The sequence below is a fragment of the Prescottella agglutinans genome, from assembly GCF_004011865.1.
GTDB lineage: Bacteria > Actinomycetota > Actinomycetes > Mycobacteriales > Mycobacteriaceae > Prescottella > Prescottella agglutinans.
In genome coordinates this window covers 51,467-70,789 of sequence record NZ_RKLP01000012.1, presented here as the reverse complement: position 1 = coordinate 70,789, position 19,323 = coordinate 51,467, and the positions used below count along the sequence as shown (strand labels likewise).

17 protein-coding genes are annotated in these 19,323 nt (G+C 69.3%); 9 read left to right on the top strand and 8 right to left on the bottom strand.

Annotated features, from left to right (window positions below; genetic code table 11):
* Positions 1–136: 136 nt before the first annotated feature.
* On the bottom strand, positions 137–997 hold the full coding sequence (locus tag EGT67_RS21080) for an aminodeoxychorismate lyase (RefSeq protein WP_127918063.1): 861 nt from the start codon (positions 995–997) through the stop codon (positions 137–139).
* Between the two features lie 88 nt (positions 998–1,085).
* Here EGT67_RS21080 and ygfZ point away from each other — a divergent pair, with 88 nt between their 5' ends.
* The 4 genes from ygfZ to EGT67_RS21060 all read left to right on the top strand — a co-directional run bounded on the left by ygfZ (position 1,086) and on the right by EGT67_RS21060 (position 4,214).
* Positions 1,086–2,216, top strand: coding sequence for a CAF17-like 4Fe-4S cluster assembly/insertion protein YgfZ (gene ygfZ / locus EGT67_RS21075; RefSeq protein ID WP_127918062.1), 1,131 nt, complete (start codon positions 1,086–1,088; stop codon positions 2,214–2,216).
* Entirely contained in the window at positions 2,213–2,863 is a 651-nt protein-coding gene (locus tag EGT67_RS21070) for an MOSC domain-containing protein (protein ID WP_127918061.1), read from the top strand. Before ygfZ ends, EGT67_RS21070 begins: the two co-directional genes overlap by 4 nt.
* On the top strand, positions 2,860–3,813 hold the full coding sequence (locus EGT67_RS21065; protein ID WP_127918060.1) for an asparaginase: 954 nt from the start codon (positions 2,860–2,862) through the stop codon (positions 3,811–3,813). Before EGT67_RS21070 ends, EGT67_RS21065 begins: the two co-directional genes overlap by 4 nt.
* A gap of 185 nt (positions 3,814–3,998) precedes the next feature.
* Complete coding sequence (locus EGT67_RS21060) at positions 3,999–4,214, top strand: DUF3073 domain-containing protein (RefSeq protein ID WP_127918059.1); 216 nt, start codon at positions 3,999–4,001, stop codon at positions 4,212–4,214.
* Between the two features lie 170 nt (positions 4,215–4,384).
* Here the strand turns inward: EGT67_RS21060 and purM are convergent, their stop codons facing one another.
* From purM to EGT67_RS21045, 3 genes are all read right to left on the bottom strand, one after another.
* Positions 4,385–5,464 (bottom strand): phosphoribosylformylglycinamidine cyclo-ligase, encoded by a 1,080-nt coding sequence (purM, locus tag EGT67_RS21055; RefSeq protein ID WP_127918058.1) that lies wholly within the window; start codon positions 5,462–5,464, stop codon positions 4,385–4,387.
* Between the two features lie 142 nt (positions 5,465–5,606).
* Positions 5,607–7,187, bottom strand: coding sequence for an amidophosphoribosyltransferase (gene purF, locus EGT67_RS21050; protein WP_127918057.1), 1,581 nt, complete (start codon positions 7,185–7,187; stop codon positions 5,607–5,609).
* Between the two features lie 119 nt (positions 7,188–7,306).
* A complete protein-coding gene (locus EGT67_RS21045; RefSeq protein WP_127918056.1) occupies positions 7,307–7,693 on the bottom strand; it encodes a sterol carrier family protein in 387 nt (128 codons plus the stop codon).
* 67 nt (positions 7,694–7,760) lie between these two features.
* Between EGT67_RS21045 and EGT67_RS21040 the strand changes: the two genes are divergently transcribed.
* Positions 7,761–8,207 (top strand): PPOX class F420-dependent oxidoreductase, encoded by a 447-nt coding sequence (locus EGT67_RS21040; RefSeq protein WP_127918055.1) that lies wholly within the window; start codon positions 7,761–7,763, stop codon positions 8,205–8,207.
* Between the two features lie 8 nt (positions 8,208–8,215).
* On the opposite strand, the gene EGT67_RS21035 is transcribed toward EGT67_RS21040, so the two are convergent.
* From EGT67_RS21035 to purL, 3 genes are read right to left on the bottom strand one after another with little or no spacing between them, the layout of a single operon-like run.
* Complete coding sequence (locus EGT67_RS21035; protein ID WP_127918054.1) at positions 8,216–8,881, bottom strand: CPBP family intramembrane glutamic endopeptidase; 666 nt, start codon at positions 8,879–8,881, stop codon at positions 8,216–8,218.
* Positions 8,878–10,662, bottom strand: coding sequence for an alpha/beta hydrolase (locus EGT67_RS21030; RefSeq protein ID WP_127918053.1), 1,785 nt, complete (start codon positions 10,660–10,662; stop codon positions 8,878–8,880). The genes EGT67_RS21035 and EGT67_RS21030 overlap by 4 nt, the downstream gene beginning before the upstream one ends.
* Before the next feature lie 3 nt (positions 10,663–10,665).
* Positions 10,666–12,945: a phosphoribosylformylglycinamidine synthase subunit PurL gene (gene purL / locus EGT67_RS21025; protein ID WP_127918052.1), complete on the bottom strand. Its 2,280-nt coding sequence runs from the start codon at positions 12,943–12,945 to the stop codon at positions 10,666–10,668.
* 164 nt (positions 12,946–13,109) lie between these two features.
* On the opposite strand from purL, the gene EGT67_RS25165 reads away from it, so the two are divergent.
* Genes EGT67_RS25165 through EGT67_RS21015 form a run of 3 tightly spaced genes read left to right on the top strand, consistent with a single transcriptional unit; the run spans position 13,110 to position 16,476 of the window.
* A complete protein-coding gene (locus EGT67_RS25165; protein ID WP_164877629.1) occupies positions 13,110–13,436 on the top strand; it encodes a hypothetical protein in 327 nt (108 codons plus the stop codon).
* Positions 13,433–15,799, top strand: a complete 2,367-nt coding sequence (locus EGT67_RS21020; RefSeq protein WP_164877628.1) for a WXG100 family type VII secretion target — start codon at positions 13,433–13,435, stop codon at positions 15,797–15,799. The genes EGT67_RS25165 and EGT67_RS21020 overlap by 4 nt, the downstream gene beginning before the upstream one ends.
* The gene (locus EGT67_RS21015; RefSeq protein ID WP_127918050.1) at positions 15,796–16,476 is read left to right on the top strand and encodes a hypothetical protein; all 681 of its coding nucleotides are present in this window, start codon (positions 15,796–15,798) and stop codon (positions 16,474–16,476) included. Before EGT67_RS21020 ends, EGT67_RS21015 begins: the two co-directional genes overlap by 4 nt.
* 402 nt (positions 16,477–16,878) lie before the next feature.
* Here the strand turns inward: EGT67_RS21015 and thrS are convergent, their stop codons facing one another.
* The gene (gene thrS / locus EGT67_RS21010; protein ID WP_127918049.1) at positions 16,879–18,114 is read right to left on the bottom strand and encodes a threonine--tRNA ligase; all 1,236 of its coding nucleotides are present in this window, start codon (positions 18,112–18,114) and stop codon (positions 16,879–16,881) included.
* A gap of 459 nt (positions 18,115–18,573) precedes the next feature.
* On the opposite strand from thrS, the gene EGT67_RS21005 reads away from it, so the two are divergent.
* Positions 18,574–19,167, top strand: coding sequence for a hypothetical protein (locus EGT67_RS21005; protein WP_127918048.1), 594 nt, complete (start codon positions 18,574–18,576; stop codon positions 19,165–19,167).
* Positions 19,168–19,323: the final 156 nt, after the last annotated feature.

Genomic DNA, 19,323 nt, shown 5'->3' with positions numbered 1-19,323 from the left:
CCGTAGGACAGGCTTCGGGGTCGAGACGTGGGCGTCCGCTCGATCCCTGTTCACAAAGCTACTGCGGGGCGAACCTCCCCGCAGCTGATTGCTACTACGGAATGTAGTAGACCTCCCGGTTCAAACCTAGCCGGGGTCAGTTGGAACCGACCGTCTCCACCGCCAACTCGACCAGCGAGGCCACGTCCTCGGCCGCCGGAGGAAACGGCAACCCGAGCCCGTCCAAGGTGTGCACCCGGGCCGCGAGCGTGACACTCGACATCAACCAAACACCCTCTGCCGCAATGAGATCAGAAGGAAATAGGGGTGCGTACTCGCACGTGTACCCCTTGTCCGGCGCCACCTCGAACAAGGCCTTCTGGGTGGTGCCGGGAAGGATGCCCTGCTCCGGCGGCGGAGTGATCAACGTCTTACCCCGGGCGATCACGACGGTCGAGCGCGGCCCTTCCAGAACGCGGCCCTCGCTGCTCGTGAACACGACATCGTCGGCGCCGTGCGATTGTGCGTGCCGCAGGGCGGCCATGTTCGTCGCGTACGACAGGGTCTTGGCACCGAGCAGTTGCCACGGAGCGGTCGCCGACAGGTCGACCGAGAACCCACGGCGCAGGGTCACCGCCGAGACGCCGTGGCGGCGGGCCTGCCGCACCCGCTCCGCCACCGGGCCCACCGTGATGAACGCGGTCGGCGGGCCGCCGCCCTCGCGGCCACGGCTGAGCACCAGGCGCATCCACCCCTCGTGGTCGCCGCCCCATTCCCGGGCCGCGGTCTCGATCGCTCGGGACCACAGCCCCCGTCCGGGCCACGGCAACTCGAGGGCGCGCGCCGACGACTCCAGCCGATCCAGGTGCAGCGCCGGTTTGCACGCTCTGCCGTCGCGCACCAGCAGCGTCTCGAAGACGCCGTCGCCACGGACCACGGCCAGATCGTCGACGTGCAGGAGCGGCACGCCCGCGTCGCGCACCTGCCCGTCCAGCGTCACCAGCACCTGCTCTGCCATGCGCCCACCATAGCCAAAACCTGGCACTACCTGCAGTTCCGATACCGCTTCGCGCGGCATGCCCGATCCCCGCTCCTAGAATGGCCCCGTGGCCGACTCTCCGCTCGTTACACCCAGTCCACTGCTCTCCACGCCCGGCGCCGTTCCGCCGCCGGAGGGATCACCCGACGCCGGCGTCGCCTGGCACTACGGCGACCCGTTCGCCGAGCAGCGCGCCGCCACCCGTGCGGTCGCCGTCGTCGACCGTTCCCACCGGTTCGTCATCGCGATCGCCGGCGACGAGCGGCTGACCTGGCTGCACACGATCTCGAGCCAACACGTGGCGGCCCTGCCGGACCGCACCAGCGCCGAGAACCTCAGCCTCGACCTCAACGGCCGGATCGAGCACCACTGGGTGCAGACCGACATCGACGGCGTCACGTGGATCGACACCGAGGCCGACCGCGGCCCCGACCTGCTTGGCTTCCTGCAAAAGATGGTGTTCTGGTCCAAGGCCGAACCCCGGGACGGCAACGACATGGCGGTGCTGAGCCTGATCGGCCCCGACGCGCAGGCGCCCGCGGTGCTCGCGGCGCTGGGCGTCACCGAACTGCCGGGCGTCTACGAGGCGGTGCCGCTGGAGGGCGGCGGATTCCTGCGCCGGATGCCGTGGCCCACCGCGGACTCGTTCGACCTCCTGGTGCCGCGATCGGACCTGCCCCGATGGTGGACCGCACTCACCGAGGCCGGGGTGCGACCGGCCGGATCGTGGGCGTTCGAGGCCCTGCGGGTGGCCGCGTACCGGCCACGCGTCGGCGTCGACACCGACGACCGCACCATCCCGCACGAGGCCGGCTGGATCGGCGGCCCCGCCGAGCACGGTGCCGTGCACCTCGACAAGGGCTGCTACCGCGGCCAGGAGACCGTGGCCCGCGTGCACAACCTCGGCAAGCCGCCGCGGCACCTGGTGATGCTGCACCTCGACGGATCCGCCGAGGGTCGCCCCGAACCGGGCGAGGCGGTCACCGCGGACGGCCGCGCCGTCGGACGCCTCGGCACCGTCGTCGACCACTTCGAGTGGGGGCCCATCGCGCTCGCGCTCGTGAAGCGGACCGTGCCCGCGGACACCGCGCTCGTGACCGGGCCGTGCGCCGCGTCGATCGACGAGGACTCCGTGCCCCGGCACGACGAGGTCCAGGCGGGCCGGGAGGCCGTCGACCGGTTGCGCGGCCGCCGGTGACGGGGCGCGTCGAGGCGGTGTGCGTCGTGTTCGCCGAACGCGACGCCCCGAGCCGACGGTCACCCCGTACGGCGATCGACAAGCGGCCCGTCGACGGTCCCGTGCGGGTCGAGGCGGGCGGCGTCACCGGTGACCACGTGTGCGACACGAAGTTCCACGGCGGCCGCGACAAGGCCGTCTACGCGTACGCCGCGGAGGAGGCGGACCGGTGGGGCGACGACCTCGGCCGCGTCCTCGCGCCGGGCTGGTTCGGGGAGAACCTCCGCGTTGCGGGCGTCCCGACCACCGACGCGGTGATCGGGACCCGCTGGCGGATCGGCACCACCGAACTCGAGGTCACCGAACCGCGGGTGCCGTGCGGCACGTTCGCGCACTGGGCCGGTGAACCGCAGTGGGTCAAGCGCTTCACCGAGCGCGCCGACGTCGGCGCCTACCTGCGGGTGCTGGTCCCCGGGCGCCTGCGGGCCGGTGACCCGGTGGAGGTGCTGTCGGTGCCGGCGCACGGGGTGACCATCCGCGACGTGTTCACCGGCGCCGACCCCGACCGGTTGCGGGTCCTCCTCGCCGAGCAACCCGATCTCGCGGACGGGGCGCAGGCCCGTGTCCGGAAGTTCCTGAGCCGACTGGAAGAGCAGGTGTCGCCGTGAGCGTCGAACTGGTGGAAGTGGTCCGATCCGGGTTCCGGGAGTGCGTGCACCGCGGGTCGCTGGTGGTGCTGGCGCCTGACGGCACGCCCACGCTCGCGCTCGGCGAGGTGCACACCCCGATCTACCCGCGGTCGTCGAACAAGCCCATGCAGGCGGTGGCGCTGCTCCGCAGCGGGTTCGTGCCGCGGTCGAGCGAGGAGCTGGCGATCGCGGCGGCGTCACACGAGGGCGAGGCCGGGCACGTCGAGCTGGTCGAGCAGCTGCTGGACCGCGTGGGGCTCGACGAGACGCATCTGCAGTGCCCGCCGGACCTGCCCGCGAACGAGCTGGCCCGGGCCGAGGTCCTCGCGTCCCGCAATCCCGCGCGCACGGTCTACATGAACTGCTCGGGCAAGCACGCCGCCATGCTCGCCGCGTGCGCCGCAAAGGGCTGGCCCACCGACACGTACCTCGATCCGGGACATCCGCTGCAGCGGACGGTGATCGAGACGGTCACCGAGCTCAGCGGCGAGCCGGAGACCGAGCTCGGCATCGACGGCTGCGGACTGCCGATCATCCCGGTGTCGCTGAGCAATCTGGCGCGCGCGTTCTCGAAGCTCGTCACCGCCGCGCCCGGTTCCGCGGAGCGGTCCGTGGCCGACGCGATCCGCGCGCACCCGCACGTGATCTCCGGGACCGGTCGCGACGACGCCCGGCTCATGCCCGCGGTGCCGGGGCTGCTGTGCAAGGCCGGCGCCGACGGCGTCCACGCCGGCGCCCTGCCGGACGGCACCGCGTTCGCGTTCAAAATCGACGACGGGCACGAGCGGGCGCGTCTCCCGCTGACTGCGGCGCTGTTGCACCGGCTCGGTGTCACGTGGTCGGAGGACCACGCCGCACTGGCCTCACAGCCTGTCCTCGGCGGCGGCACCCGGGTCGGGACCGTACGCGCCGTTCCCGGTGTGTTCTAGCCTGCAGAAATCCGACATAACGCCAGCTCACGGTACCTGTGAGACAAATCAGACACCGCCGGGGATGGGACGTGGGAGCGGAAGTGACTTTTCCACGCTAGAGTGTTGAGCAGGAAAACATTCAACACTCACGCGGGGCCGCCAAATTCCCCAGGCCGCCCCGCGAAAGCGCGAGGGGGTCAGCCATGGGCCGCGGCCGGGCTAAGGCAAAGCAGACCAAGGTTGCACGGGAGCTCAAGTACAGCTCGCCGTCCACGGATTTCGACAGCCTGCAACGAGAGCTCTCGAACGGCGGAGCACCGGGCTCGCCCCGCAACGGCGGAGTGATCGCGGACAAGCGCGCCGACGAGGAGCCTCGCTCGCGCTGGGACGAGGACGACTACGACGACTGGCGTCGTTGACTGTCGTACTGACGTCACCTGACATACCTCGACATGAGGGGGAGCCTGACGGCTCCCCCTCATTCGTGGTATCCGGCTGTCGCAGTCCCGTGTCGGGAACCGACGCATGACGACATCGTCCCCGGGATCCAGACGGATCCCGGGGACGATGTCGTCAGTCGGTGCAGACGTCAGAAGCGCGGGTGATCGCCCAGGAGCAGCGCGCGTGCCGCGTCGGCGTCCGATGCCTTCTTGATGCTGCCGAGCGTCCAGCAGTCGATGTGGCGGGCGGTGAGGACCGCCAGCGCACGATCCACGTCCTCCGGCGCGACGATCGCGACCATGCCGACGCCCATGTTGAACGTCTGCTCCATCTCGGCGCGCTCGACACGACCACGCTGCGCGATCATCGTGAAGATCGGTGCCGGGCTCCAGGTGCCGCGGTCGAGTTCCGCGACGAGGCCCTTCGGCATGACGCGCGCGAGGTTGTTCGCGAGACCGCCGCCGGTGACGTGGCAGAAGGTGCGCACGTCGGTCTCGGCAGCGAGAGCCAGGCAGTCCTTGGCGTAGATCTTGGTGGGCTCGAGCAGTTCCTCGCCCAGGGTGCGGCCGAACTCGTCGACGTGACCGGTCAGCGACATGCGGTCGATCTCGAGCAGCACCTTGCGGGCCAGCGAGTAGCCGTTGGAGTGCAGGCCCGACGCGCCCATACCGATCACGACGTCGCCCGGACGGACGCGGTCGGGCCCGAGAACCTGATCGGCCTCGACGACACCGACACCGGTCGCGGACAGGTCGTAGTCGCCGTCCGCCATCACGCCGGGGTGCTCGGCCGTCTCGCCGCCGAGCAGCGCGCAGCCGGCCTGGATGCAGCCCTCGGCGATGCCGCCGACGATCTCCGCGACCCGCTCCGGCACGACGCGGCCGACCGCGATGTAGTCCTGCAGGAACAGCGGCTCGGCACCGCACACGACGAGGTCGTCGACCACCATCGCGACGAGGTCGAGGCCGACCGTGTCGTGCTTGTCCATCGCCTGCGCGACAGCGAGCTTGGTGCCGACGCCGTCGGTGGAGGCCGCGAGCAGCGGCTCCTTGTAGTCGCCCTTGAGCGAGAACAGACCGGCGAAGCCGCCGAGGCCGCCCATGACCTCGGGGCGGCTGGCCTTCTTCGCCAGCGGGGCGAACAGCTCGACTGCCCGGTCGCCCGCTTCGATGTCCACTCCGGCGGCGGCGTACGAAGCGCCCTGCGTGCGGGTACTGTCCTCGGTCATCGGTTTCTGGCTCCAGCCTTGATTTCGGTGAACGTCGACTTCGGCGCCAGCCGTCGTCGCGCATGGGTGTACACGCGCAATCACCTCGATTGCGCCCTTACGCTACCGGAGTGCCCGGGGCACACCGGTAGCGTGCTGCGAACTAGGGACGCGACAGCGCGTCCGCGTTGTCGTTGTCGTGCGAGAGCTGGGCTCCGGCTGCGGACTCGAGCATCCCCTCCAGGACGTTCTTGCCCATGCCCTCGCTCGGCAGCGCGATCGGGTAGGTCCCGTCGAAGCACGCCTTGCACAGGCGGGAGGACGGCTGCTCGGTGGCGGCGACCATGCCGTCGATCGAGATGTAGCCGAGCGAGTCGGCGCCGATGGAACGGCGCACGCCCTCGAGCATCTCGTCGAACGTGTCGTTCACCCCGCTGCCCTCGGCGCCGTTCGCGATGAGCTCGGCGGGCGACGCGAAGTCGATGCCGTAGAAGCAGGGCCACTTGACCGGCGGGGACGCGATCCGCACGTGGATCTCGAGCGCCCCTGCCTCGCGCAGCATCCGGATCAGGGCGCGCTGCGTGTTGCCGCGCACGATCGAGTCGTCGACGACGACCAGGCGCTTGCCGCGGATGACTTCCTTGAGCGGGTTCAGCTTGAGGCGGATACCCAGCTGGCGGATGGTCTGCGACGGCTGGATGAAGGTGCGGCCCACGTAGGCGTTCTTCATCAGGCCCTGGCCGTACGGGATGCCCGAGCCCTGCGCGTACCCGACCGCGGCCGGCGTACCGGACTCCGGCACCGGGATCACCAGATCACCCTCGGCGGGGTGCTCCTTGGCGAGGCGGCGGCCGATCTCGACGCGGGTCGAGTGCACCGAGCGTCCGGCGATCACGCTGTCCGGGCGGGCCAGGTACACGTACTCGAACACGCAGCCCTTGGGCTCCGGGTTGGCGAACCTGGACGACCGGACGCCGTCGGCGTCGATGGCCAGCAGCTCACCGGGCTCGATCTCGCGGACGAACGACGCGCCGACGATGTCGAGGGCGGCGGTCTCGCTCGCGACGACCCAGCCGCGGTCGAGGCGGCCCAGGCACAGCGGGCGGATGCCGTGCGGGTCACGCGCCGCGTACAGCGTGTGCTCGTCCATGAAGGTGAGGCAGAACGCGCCGCGCAGCGTCGGCAGCAGCTTCATCGCGGCCTGCTCGAGCGTGCTGTCGGCGGCCGCGTGCGCCAGCAGGGCGCCGACGACGTCGGAGTCCGACGTCGCCGCACCGGGGCGCTTCTCGTTGATCAGTCCGGCCTCGCGGGCACGCTGCGCCAACTCGGCGGTGTTGACGAGGTTGCCGTTGTGGCCCAGCGCGACGCCGGTGCCGGCGGCGGTGGTGCGGAAGATCGGCTGCGCGTTCTCCCACGTCGTGGACCCGGTGGTCGAGTAGCGGCAGTGGCCGACGGCGACGTGCCCCGGCATCGCGCCGAGGGTCTGCTCGTCGAACACCTGGCTGACCAGGCCGAGATCCTTGAAGACCAGCACCTGCGAGCCGTCGGCGACCGCGATGCCGGCTGCCTCCTGGCCGCGGTGCTGAAGGGCGTAGAGCCCGTAGTACGTGAGCTTGGCGACGTCCTCGCCCGGCGCCCAGACGCCGAAGACGCCACACTCCTCACGAGGTTCGTTCTCGTCCTCGTCCGGTGCGGTCGTAGCGAGAAGGTTCCGACTGTTGACCGACAGTTCGGCACGAGTCACGGCTGGCGCTCCCTAAGGGGATTCGGTGCGGGGGGCGTGCCCCATTCTAACTACCACTCGGCGCAGGTTCGACGGTCGGTGCGCCGGATCACCCCGATGCGACCCATGTCACAGGAAAGTCACAGGCGCAGCAGCGGCAACCAGTGGCCGATCTCCCCTGCTCGACTACCCGACGCGTCGAGCGATCCGGTGGCGGCCGCGTCGTCGAATCCCAGGAGTCCGGTCACCAGCAGCAGCCAGGTCCGGGGATCGGTCTCGACGACGTTCGGCGGCGTGCCACGGGTGTGCCGGGGCCCCTCGATGCACTGCACCGCGACGAACGGCGGTACCCGCACCTCGACGCTCGACCCGGGCGCGACCTGCTCGAGGGTGCGGGCGCTGAGGCGGACCGCGGCCGCCAGCGCGGGGCGGGCAGGTTTCGCGTCGTCCTCGCCCCGCAGCCACGGCCCCACCGCGAGCAGGGCGCGGCGGAGTTCGGCGGGATCGACGGCACGACGGGCGGGCATGAGCATGGAATCTAACGGAATCCACCGACCCAGGAACAACCCCGCGAACGCCGCGGTTGCACGAGCCATGAGCACCGACGTCGACACGCAGCGTCCACTTCTCGATCTCGTTGCGTCACACAACAAGGCCATTCTCGCGACCCTCAAGCGCGACGGCCGACCGCAGCTGTCCAACGTCCTCTACGCCTGGGATCCGGACACCCGCACCGCGAAGGTCTCGGTGACCGCGGACCGCGCGAAGACCCGCAACGCCGCGCGGGATCCGCGGGTGTCCCTGCACGTAAGCGCCGACGACTTCTGGAGTTACGCCGTCCTCGAGGGGGGCGCCGAACTGTCGGCGGTCGCGGCCGACCCGCACGACGCCGCGGTCGACGAACTCGTCGAGACCTACCGCGCCGCCACCGGACACGAGCGCGAGGACTGGGAAGAGTTCCGCCGCGCGATGGTCGAAGAGCGCCGTCAGGTGCTGCGGGTCCACGCCGACCGCGTGTACGGCATGGCCCAGCTGCCCTGACAACTCGCTCACACCGGCGGCAGCGGCGCCTCGTCGACACCGGTGGTCACCTGGATGCGACGAAGCAGCAGTGCGCCACCGACGTTCACGGCCAGGTGCAGCAGGGCCGGTGCGAGCACGCTGCCGCTGCGGGCGCGCAGCCAGTCGAAGACGAGCGACGACGACGCCGTGAAGGCGACGGTGCCGGGCACCGAGTCGTTCGCGACGTACGCCGGGTGCACGTGCCAGAGACCGAAGGCGGCCGCGCGCACCGCGGCCGCCGCCGGCGCGGGCCACGCCCGCTCGGTGAGCGCGGTCAGCACGCCGCGGAACAGCAATTCCTCGGTGATCACGGTGCCGAATGGGATGTGCGCCGATACCCACTCGGCGAAGTCGTGGCGCACCTCGTCGGGGACGGCGAGCCTGCGGTGCAGCGACGGGATCGCCAGCGCGGCCGCGTAGCCGACGACGGGGACCGCGGCGGCGGCGCTCCCCCACACCAGCCCGGCGCGAATGTTGCCGAGCCCCAACTCGTCACGGTGCAGACCGCTCGCCAACCCGGCCCCGGTCGCGATCGACGCCATGAGGGTTCCGGCGGTCGCCCGATGCCGCGACGACAGTCGCAGCGCGGGCAGCACCCCGTTGTTCCAGGCGACGAGCACCGACCCGAAGCCCAGCGCCGCCGCCCCTCTCACTTCTCGGGCCCGTCGTGCCCGCGCAGGTCCTCGAGCTTGGCACGCACGCGTTCGGTGTCGGCGGGTGTCCAGCCGTCCGGGTCGGTGACCGCGACCCAGCCGTCGAGGATCGTGGTGCCGTAGTTGTGCCCGTGCCCGTCCGGGACGCCGGCCGCGTTCGCCAGGTCCGCACTGACCTGCCAGAACGTCACGAACGGGAACCACTTCATCGACGGCAACCGATCGAATCCCGGGGGTTCCGACAGCCAGTCCGGGCGCTTGAAGATCAGGTCGGTGGACCACCACACGACCGGGTCGGACGGGTGCTGGATGTACAGCACACGCGGCTCGAGCCACGGTCCGGGCACCCCGGGAATGGCGGCGGCGGCGTCCGCGAACCGGACGACCAGGCCGTCGGCGTACACGGGTTGGACCTCGGGAGTCCCGGGATCGCGGCGCTCGGTCAGCGCCTGCCACAGCGGGTTCGAGTTGGGCGGCCCCACCCACAGCACACCGTCGACGCTCTCGCGGATGTCGGCGAGGCCGTCGAACGCCCCCTCCCCGGCCTGGGTGCCGAGGCTCTCGCCGTACACGTACAGCTCCGGACGGGTGGCCTCGGGCTTGGTGAGCCATCGATCGTGCACCGCCCGGATCAGCGCGTTGCCGGCGACTGCGGCCTTGCCGCGGTCGGCGATGAACGAGATCCAGCTGGGCAGGTACGAGTACTGCGCGGCGACGAGCGCGCTGTCACCGTTCTCGACCAGTTCGATCGTCTGCGCGGCGGTCGGGTTGACCCACCCGGTGCCGGTGGTGGGGATGATGACGAGCGTCTTGCGTTCGAAGGCGCCGGTGCGCTCGAGTTCGTCCAGCACGACGTCCATCCGGGCGGCGGTGTCGTCCGCGGTCTCGAGACCCGCGTACACCCGGATGGGTTCCTTCGCGGGCTTGCCGTTCGTGGCGGTCAACTCGTCGGCGTGGATGCCGCCGGAGACGAAGTTGCGCCCCTCGAAGCCGAGGGTGTCCCACGGCGCCAGCGACATCGGGCTGCCCGACTTCTCGGGTAGGAGGGGCTGCACGGCGCCGGGGCGGGTCTCGTTGTTCTGGAGGCTGAACGCCGAGTTGACGGCCGCGTAGCCGACGCGGAGCAGGATGCCGTCGACCAGCATGAACACCAGCACCAGCACGACGGCGAGGCCGGCGGCCGACGCGGCCGGCGGCGGGATCTTGAGCAGACGGTTGAGTTGGCGCGCCACGAACCGGACCAGGTCTCTCAGCACCCGCCACAGGGAGATGATGGCGGCCGCGACGAGGAGGCTCAGCCCGAGTGTGCGGATGTAGCCGGTGGTGGTGGTGCCCTCGGCGTTCATGAGCGACGCCAACTCGCGCTGCCAGCCGGCCGAGTAGGTCAGCATGATCAGCGCCGCGACCACCGAAAGCACCGGAACGGTCACCTTGACGGCGAGCATGATCCGGTCGGGCAGCGGCCACCACGACCGGCGGGCAAGTCCGAACTCCCAGACCAGCCAGCCGATCGCGGTGCCGACCGCGTAGCCGATCGCGGCGCTGATGCCGCCGATCAGGCCCTGGTAGAGCCAGTCGCGGGGCAGCAGCGACGGCGTCAGCGACCAGCAGAAGAACAGTGACGCGAAGGCGATTCCCGTGAAGTCGAGCTTCAGCAGGCTCCACGCCCAGACGACGAACGGATGCCGCTCGTCGAACCTGGGGGCGACGGCAGGGGTCGACGGCTGCGGGTCCTCCCGCAGCTCAGCGACCGCCTCCCCTTCGCCCCCAGAGTCCGTCACACATCACCCGAACAGTGCCGGGAGGGTCGATTCGAACGTCTCCCGCAGCTCGGCCATCGTGACCGAGAACTGACCCTGGATCTCGACGGAGTCGGAACCCTCGTCGACCACGCCGATACGCACCCACGGGAGGTTACGGGCCGTGCACATGCCGGTGAAGCGGGTTTCCTCGGTGCGCGGCACCGCGACCAGCACACGTCCGGCCGACTCGGAGAACAGCGTCACGAACGGGTCCTCGCCCTCCGGCAGCAGGATCCGGCAGCCGGTCTCGCCCGCCAGCGCCGCCTCGACGACGGCCTGCGCGAGGCCGCCCTCGGACAGGTCGTGCGCGGCCGAGATCAGGCCGTCGCGCGAACCGGCGAGCAGGATGTCGGCGAGCAGGCGCTCACGCTCGAGGTCGACCTTCGGCGGGACGCCGCCGAGGTGGCCGTGCTCGACCTGCGCCCAGATGGAGCCGTCGAACTCGTCGCGGGTCTCGCCCAGCAGGATCAGCGTCTCGCCGGGCTCGAGGCCGAGGCCGGTGGGGATGCGACGGTGCACGTCGTCGATCACGCCGAGGACGGCGACGACCGGCGTCGGCAGGATCGCGGTGGATCCGGTCTGGTTGTAGAAGCTGACGTTGCCGCCGGTGACCGGGATGCCGAGCTGCGCGCAGCCGTCGGCCAGGCCGCGCACGGCCTGCTGGAACTGCCACATGACGCCCGGGTCCTCCGGCGAACCGAAGTTGAGGCAGTTGGAGACGGCCTTCGGGGTGGCACCGGTGACGGCGACGTTGCGGTACGCCTCGGCCAGCGCGAGCTGCGCGCCGGCGTACGGGTCGAGCATCGTGTAGCGGCCCGACGCGTCGGTGGCGAGCGCGATGCCGCGCCCGGTCTCCTCGTCGATGCGGACCACGCCGCCGTCGGCGTTCTCCGCGAGCACGGTGTTGCCGCGCACGTAGCGGTCGTACTGCTCGGTGATCCACTTGCGGCTGCACAGCGCCGGCGAGGCGATCATCTTCAGCAGCGTGGCCTTGATCTCGTCCGCGGTCTCCGGACGCTTCAGGTTCGCGGTGGTGTCGGCGATCAGCGCGTCCTGCGTGTCGGGGCGCGCGACGGGGCGCTCGTAGACGGGGCCCTCGTGGGCGATGGTGCGCGCCGGGGCGTCGACGACGGTCTCGCCGTGCCAGTCGATGACGAGGTGCTGGCCGTCGGTGACCTCACCGATCACGGTGGCGAGGACGTCCCACTTCTTGCAGACCTCCATGAACGCGTCCACGTTCTCGGGGGTGACGACCGCGCACATGCGCTCCTGCGACTCGCTGGAGAGCACCTCGGCGGGGGTCATCCCGGTGGCACGCGTCGGGACCAGGTCGAGGTCGATGTGCATGCCGCCGTCACCGGCCGCCGCGAGCTCGGACGTCGCGCAGGACAGGCCGGCACCGCCGAGGTCCTGGATACCGACGACGAGCTTCTCGCGGTACAGGTCGAGGCAGCACTCGATGAGTACCTTCTCGGTGAACGGGTCGCCGACCTGGACGGCGGGCAGCTTCTTGGGGCGGCCGCCGGCGCTGTCGTCGAACGTCTCGGACGCGAGGACGGAGACGCCGCCGATGCCGTCGAGGCCGGTGCGCGCACCGAACAGGATGATCTTGTTGCCGGCGCCGGACGCGAACGCCAGGTGCAGGTCCTCGACGCGCATCGCGCCCGCGCACAGCGCGTTGACCAGCGGGTTGCCCTGGTAGGAGGCGTCGAACACAGTCTCGCCGCCGACGTTGGGCAGGCCGAGGGAGTTGCCGTACCCGCCGACGCCGCGCACGACACCGTCGACGACGCGGCGGGTGTCGGCGTGGTCCGCGGCGCCGAAGCGCAGCTGGTCCATGACCGCGATCGGACGCGCGCCCATCGCCATGATGTCGCGGACGATGCCGCCGACGCCGGTCGCCGCGCCCTGGTAGGGCTCGATGTACGACGGGTGGTTGTGCGACTCGACCTTGAAGGTCACGGCCCAGCCGTCGCCGATGTCGACGACGCCCGCGTTCTCGCCGATGCCGGCGAGCATCGAGGCGCGCATCTCGTCGGTGGTGGTCTCACCGAAGTACTTGAGGTGGACCTTGGAGGACTTGTAGGAGCAGTGCTCGCTCCACATCACCGAGTACATCGCGAGCTCGGCGTCGGTGGGACGGCGGCCGAGAATCTCCTTGATGCGGGCGTACTCGTCGTCCTTGAGGCCCAGTTCCTTGAACGGCTGAGCGACGTCGGGAGTCGCGGAAGCGTTGGTGACGGTATCTACCTGCGGAGACACGGGGCGTGTGGTCCCTTCCCTCTGGGATCGAATCGGCAGGCCGGGCGGCGCACTGCCAGGGCAAAGTCTAGCCGGGGTCGTCGACGCACCGTGCACCCAGTGCTCGCCGGTGGGTTAGCCTGGCCCGGTTTCGCGCGCACAAGGGAAACAACGTGGGGGACCACATGGGGGATGAGTTGCGCGTCAGCAGGGAGTCGCTGCTGACGCTCGGATTGACGCTGCGCAGTTTCGGCGACGAGGTCGACGACCTCGACGCGATCACCGGGACGTCGGGGCTCGACGGATCGCTGCCGGGATCGGCGACACAACAGGCGCTCGTCGACATCGGCCTGCGGGTCGAGGGCGCCTACCTGCGGGTGGCCGAGCGTCTGCGCGACATGGGCGAGCTGGCGGAGGCGACCGCCGACCGATACGACCGGTCCGACACCGACTATGCCCACAACATGAGCGAACTGGCCGAGCGCATGGACGGCATGGGGGTTCAGTCGTGACCGCCACCCGCTCACAGGTGGAGTCGTGGCGGCCGAGCGATCTCCGCTCGGCCGCGAGCACGCTCCGCACCACGAACGACGAGTTCCGCGACCGGCTGGATCGCGTCGTGTCGACGATGACGGAATCGTCCGAGTACTGGTCCGGGCGCGCGTACGACGCCGCGCTGGACCGGGCACACGACGAACGGACCGGCGGCGCCCGGGTCGCCGACGCGGTCCACAGCGTGGCGGAGGCGCTCGAACGCGCAGAGGCGAGCCTGTCGTCGCAACGCACCGTGGTTATCGCGCGCGTCAACGACGCGCACGCCCAGGGGTTCGAGGTGACCGACGACTGGCGGGTCCTCGTCACCGTGTACGGAAGCGCCGAGGACCTCGCCGCGCGGACCGACCGCGCCGCGGTGCTGCAGTCGATGCTCGGCGACGCCGTGAACGCTCTCACCGAGGAGGACCGTCGCGTCCACGACGCGATCGTCGACGCGGTCTCCTGCTTGCGCGATATAGGCGACAGGGTCGGGATGGGGTCGGGCGCTGCAGACGGCCCGACGTCGCGGGACGCCGAGGAGGGCAACCGCGACGGCAACGCGCTCGCCGACGACCCGGAGCGCGAGGTGCTCGAGCGGGTCGCGGCGGACCTGCGCGGCCTCGACCTGGACCAGGCGTCACTGGACCGGATGCTGCGCGGCGAACCGATCTCGACGCTCCCCCAGGCCACCCAGGACTACTACCGCGAGTTGTACCGGGCGGCAGGCAAAGACGGGATCCTCGCGCTCGCCGACCATCTCCGGGACCGGGAGTCGGGCGGGGACCCGGCCGCGGCCGCCTCGTTGGACACGCTCGCCAACGGGCTGATGGTGATCTCGAACGAGAAGGTCGGCACCGACCTGGGCGCCGACGGCACACTGATCGGCGCGGGCGGCTACGACCACGTCCCGGACTCCTTCCGCGATCTGCTGTCGTCACGGCCACGAGTCGGTGACGACCCGTTCTCGACGGAGACCGATCCCGACTACATCTCGGACCTTTCGAAATTCGGCAGCCTTGTGCGGGAAGCGAATCCGGCCTTCGCCCCGGGAACGCAGTTCGGCACGGAGCTGTACCAGAAGGCCGGCGACATGATGCAGACACCGGTGGACGCCATGCGGTACTCGCAGAGCGAGGACCTGTCGGCGTACGACTGGGCCGCGGCGAGCTTCGCCGATGCCGCAGGCCGGAACCACGATGCCGCCAACGCGATCCTCACCGGCGACGGGATGCACGAGGGCTACGACCCCTCGTACACGGTCAGCAGCCTGGTCAGGCACGACTGGTCGGCAACCGACGGAGGACTCGGCGCGGCATCGCTGTTCCAGTGGATCGCCGACGACTCGGCTTACCCGGCGGGCGATCCTGACGGGGAGCAGGCCCGCAGGGCCCTCACATATCTGCCCGAGCTGCTGGCCCCCACCGACGCTGCGCCGGACTACAACACAGAGGGTGGCAGAAGGTTCGCCGAGGAAGGCGGTCGCGACGTCTTCGATATCCACCGCGAAGGCTTCGCTCGCAGTCCCGAACTCGCTTCCGCGCTCAGCCGCGCACTCTCCGCGAACATGGACGCAATCGACCCGGCCGGGTCCCCGGACGGATGGACAGGGTCGACGCGGTATCTAGAGGGCGGTCCGTTGCTGAATGTCACTGACTCGAATCACTTGTTGGAACTCGCCAGCCTGTCGGCGGAGGGTCGGTCAACGCTGACAGCAACCGTCACCCAGCGTGCCAATGACGACCTGGCCGCGCTGTTCGCGGAGGACGCGGCGGACGGCCGGCCCGGTGACCTTTCCAGTGCTCTCGCGCAAGTGTCCGACGGTTTGTTCGCCGGGCGCCTCGAACGCCAGATGGTCAACGCGGTCACCTACACCGATCAACTGGGAGTCACCGAGTACAACGACTCGGCCGCTGCGATTTACCAGGCCAAGACCATCGGCATCAAAGTCGCCGGCGACATGCTGTTGGCCCCGGCAGCCGGCCTCGGAGCCGTTCCCGGCGACGGCGTGAAGTCCGCGGGGCAGTCGCTGCTGGACCTCACGGTCAAGTCGTACCTCGATCAGCCCGAGTATCGGACCGTGCAGATGCCCGATGAATACCAGTTGGCCGCTAACGAGCGTACCGAGGTCAAGGACCGGCTCATCCAGGCGGCTTACCAGTCCGGCACCCTCGATCCGCGCCTCATGCCGGAGGGGATTCCACTGAATTCGAAAGACATTGAACCCAATAGTGATGCCGCGAAGGCCCTGAGGGTATTCATCGAGGACCGTGGGCTTACCGAGTACATCAACCGCTACGTGTCGGATCAGCGCGATGCATATGACTCCGAGGGGACCCGATGAGCATACCGTCACCGAAACGACACACCGCCGCAGCAGTCCTCGCAATCATCGCAGCTGCGACAGGGTGCTCCACAACTTCCATCGAAGAGCCGACCAGTGCACGACCCGCCCCGTTTCCCTACCCGCCCGCGGAGCGAACCACTTCGATTGCTGTCGAGCTGGACGAGCACCTCAGATCTGCCGCACAATTCGCTGTCGAGCTCGAACGAGACGAGATATTCGCCCTACGCGACCCAGCAGTCGTCGCCAGCATGTACACCCGGATGACTCGCGAAAACGTCTACGCCGATTGGCCCACCGAGCCCGTCCCGCCGACACCTGAAACGGGCGCGGCCATCTACACTGCAACCGCTGTCGAACCCACCGGACCCGGCACCGTCGATGTCACCGTCTGCGAGTACTACTCACCCGGCATCTACACCCCCAGAGATGACGGCACACTCGAGCGCTTTCCCGCCGACCCTGAAATCAGGTACGCGGCATACGTTTACGAACTCGCGTGGACCACCGCACCTGACGCCAACGGCACCATCACCACTGATCCACGCTGGCTCCGCACCGGTCATGGACTCCCCCTCAACCTTCCCCAGTACACAGCCGAACGCGACCAGGCCTGCGCTCCTTACGCGCCCGACCCGTTTCTCACCGACCCCCCCGCCCCAACCGCTGAACGATGACGTGCCAAGACATTCGGATAACTGCGTTGGCGATAGGCGTAAGTCGGCCATCCTTGCGACTCCTGACCGCACTGCTCCTGTCGGCGGCGTGCACAACGCGAGAGACAGGCTCCGACGCCCTCCCCGCAACCTCCGACAACGATGGCACAGCCGCCGACCTACCCGCCGCTCGAACTCACGACCACAGTTTCGCCGACCATCGACGACGATCTCCGCGAGATCCGCACAATTCGTCGCAGACTACGACCGCGACTGGCATACGCAGTACGCAACCCTCATCACCGATGAGGACGTCAATGTAACTGTCTGTCAATACTATTCACCCGCAGTATTCAGATCCACGCGCTAAGCCAGGACACAGATCCTGCCAAACTTCTTGACGCAGGACGGTCCTCTCCTGCGTCAAGGGCGCCAATCAAGGGTTGCTCTACGGTGCTGGTAAGCGTCTCCCATCAACCCGAGAAGCTCTTCTCGAGCGATTTGGGTTCGGACACCGCTGGCGACGTCGGTGACCTGAACGCTCTTCTGCGTGACCTCGGACTGTCCGATGACCGCGATCAGATGGTCTCTGGTTCTGCGGGCGTTCCGAACGCGTGCCCCCAGTGATCCGTCATGATCGACTCGGCTGCGAAGTCCCCGCTGGCGTGCTTCGTCCGCGAACGCGCGCGCCGCAGCATCCTGGTCTGCAGTGACAGGCAGGACTGCGATCTGGACGGGAGCCAGCCAGAACGGCAGGCGACCCGAATAGCGTTCGAGCAGTGCCGCGGTCACGCGCTCCATCGACCCGACGGTCCCCCGATGAATCATCACCGGTCGATGTTCGCGGCCATCGGCGCCGACATAGGTGAGGTCGAATCGTTCGGGCTGGTTGAAGTCGAGCTGCACCGTGGCGATGGTCTCCTCGTGACCACGCCCATCCCGAACTTGCAGATCGAACTTGGGACCGTAGAACGCGGCCTCGCCCGGGGCTTCGACCAGCTTCAGCCCCTGCTCGTCCAGCACCGACTGCCCGGCAGCGCGCAGTTGCTCCTCGGCGCGCTCCCACTGCGCTTCGGTGCCCAGCCACGCGTCGGAACCGTCGCGCATCGACAGTCGGACGTGATCAACGGGCAGTCCCAGAATCTCCTGCGCGCGCAGCGCAGCCCGCAACCCCAGCTCGGCTTCGTGCAGGACCTGGTCCGGTCGGCAGAAGACGTGGGTGTCGTCGAGGTTGATCTGCCGGACGCGACTCAGACCGGACAGGACCCCAGAGCGCTCGGCCCGGAACATGGAGGCGAGTTCGTTGAATCGAAGCGGCAGCTCTCGGTATGAGCGTTTGCTGGAGGCGTAGATCAGGGCGTGATGGGGGCAATTCGCCGGCCGCAGCATCACCTCGTCCTCGCCAATGCGCATGGCGGGGAACATGTCCTGACTGAACTTGCTCAGATGGCCGGAGCGCTCGTACAGCGCTCGTTTCCCGAGTACCGGTGAGAACACTCCGAGGCATCCATCGGTCGACGCCAGCTCCTTGGCTAACTTCTGCAACTCGTCCCGGACGACGGCGCCGGCTGGAAGCCACATCGGAAGACCGGATCCGGCGAGCGGATCGGTGGCAAAGATCGCCATGTCGTGGTTGAGATCTCGGTGGTCGATGATCATGGGTGTCTACTCCTGCTGTTTCGTGCCAGAGCAGACGGGAAAGAGAAAAGCCCCGGATCTGCTCCGGGGCTTGAGATGTCTGAGGGCTGTCAGTCCATCACGAAGGCGCCGGCAGTGTCCGGCGTCGTCGTGGAGTGGAGGTGTCCCTGCATGGTTCAGAAGGATACAACGCAGGCTCGCACAGTGGCCAGTGCGTCGATCGGTCGCCAAGGACACCGGATACGTCGTCCGCGAATGTCACACCGCAGGTCAGAGCTCCGGGAAATGCCAACTACGATGGCGATTCACAGCCGGAGACGGCGCGCAACTGCGAATCGTCAGGCGAGTCGGCAGATTTTCACGTGGGTGCCGAGTGCCCGCGGTGGTTGTCCCGCTGCCGGCCTGCAGTCGGGGAGCGCCGTTCGCAGCGGCGGGGCCGGCGTCAGGCTCGGCGCCGTCTCCCGGTGTTACGGTGGGCCCGTGTTCGACTTTGCCAGCCTCGACGCGGCGATCCTCACTACGCTCCGCGCGTGCGTCGCGGAACTCCGCGATGCCGACGACTCGCTCGCGATGGTGGCCTGCGGCATGGTCGAAGACCTCACCGGGTTCTTCGTTGCCGGGGCCGGTGCGACCTGGGCCGCTGGGCTCGAGGGGCCGAGCGCGGACAAGGCGCAGTGGGCCTGGTGTCCCTCGGAGTGGCCGCTCGGCGCTGAAGATCCGGACGATGCCGCGCCAGGGCGGGTGACGAGCGCAATCTGGGCGCTCTCCGGCACCCAGGCAATGATCGACGGGACGGGCAAACAGCTCGAGGCAGATGCCTACGATGCCCTCCGGCTGCACTACGAGAACCGGATCGTGCGTGCGATCCAGCGAATGCAGGCCGATGGCGAGCTTCGCGATGCCGCGGGGAACGACGTGTGGATCTGGCTGCACTCCGCGGACGACGCCGACCCCGAACTCGACGCGCGCAGCTTTGCCGCCCTGCAGGGCCCCGAACTCGCCCGCGAATTCCGTGACCGTTTCGGCGCCGGGGGCGATCGGCTCCTCGCGCGTGTCACGGTCCGCGAGGCGTAGCGCTGCGCTGAAGGCGTCGTCCCGGTGACCTGTGCGCTCAGGACCCGCTCGCGTTAAAGGAGTCGCGCGGAATGGCCGGCCGTTGCGCCGGGCACGGCGGCCATCGTGGCACGACACGAAATGCGGCACGGATGCGGATCTCCCCTGCTGCAACGA

Bases quoted from the DNA above. Each gene is read 5' to 3' on its own strand.
- EGT67_RS21080 (WP_127918063.1), bottom strand. From the start codon at position 997: ATGGCAGAGCAGGTGCTGGTGACGCTGGACGGGCAGGTGCGCGACGCG.
- EGT67_RS21060 (WP_127918059.1), top strand. From the start codon at position 3,999: ATGGGCCGCGGCCGGGCTAAGGCAAAGCAGACCAAGGTTGCACGGGAG.
- purM (WP_127918058.1), bottom strand. From the start codon at position 5,464: ATGACCGAGGACAGTACCCGCACGCAGGGCGCTTCGTACGCCGCCGCC.
- EGT67_RS21045 (WP_127918056.1), bottom strand. From the start codon at position 7,693: ATGCCCGCCCGTCGTGCCGTCGATCCCGCCGAACTCCGCCGCGCCCTG.
- EGT67_RS21040 (WP_127918055.1), top strand. From the start codon at position 7,761: ATGAGCACCGACGTCGACACGCAGCGTCCACTTCTCGATCTCGTTGCG.
- EGT67_RS25165 (WP_164877629.1), top strand. From the start codon at position 13,110: ATGGGGGATGAGTTGCGCGTCAGCAGGGAGTCGCTGCTGACGCTCGGA.
- EGT67_RS21015 (WP_127918050.1), top strand. From the start codon at position 15,796: ATGAGCATACCGTCACCGAAACGACACACCGCCGCAGCAGTCCTCGCA.
- thrS (WP_127918049.1), bottom strand. From the start codon at position 18,114: ATGATCATCGACCACCGAGATCTCAACCACGACATGGCGATCTTTGCC.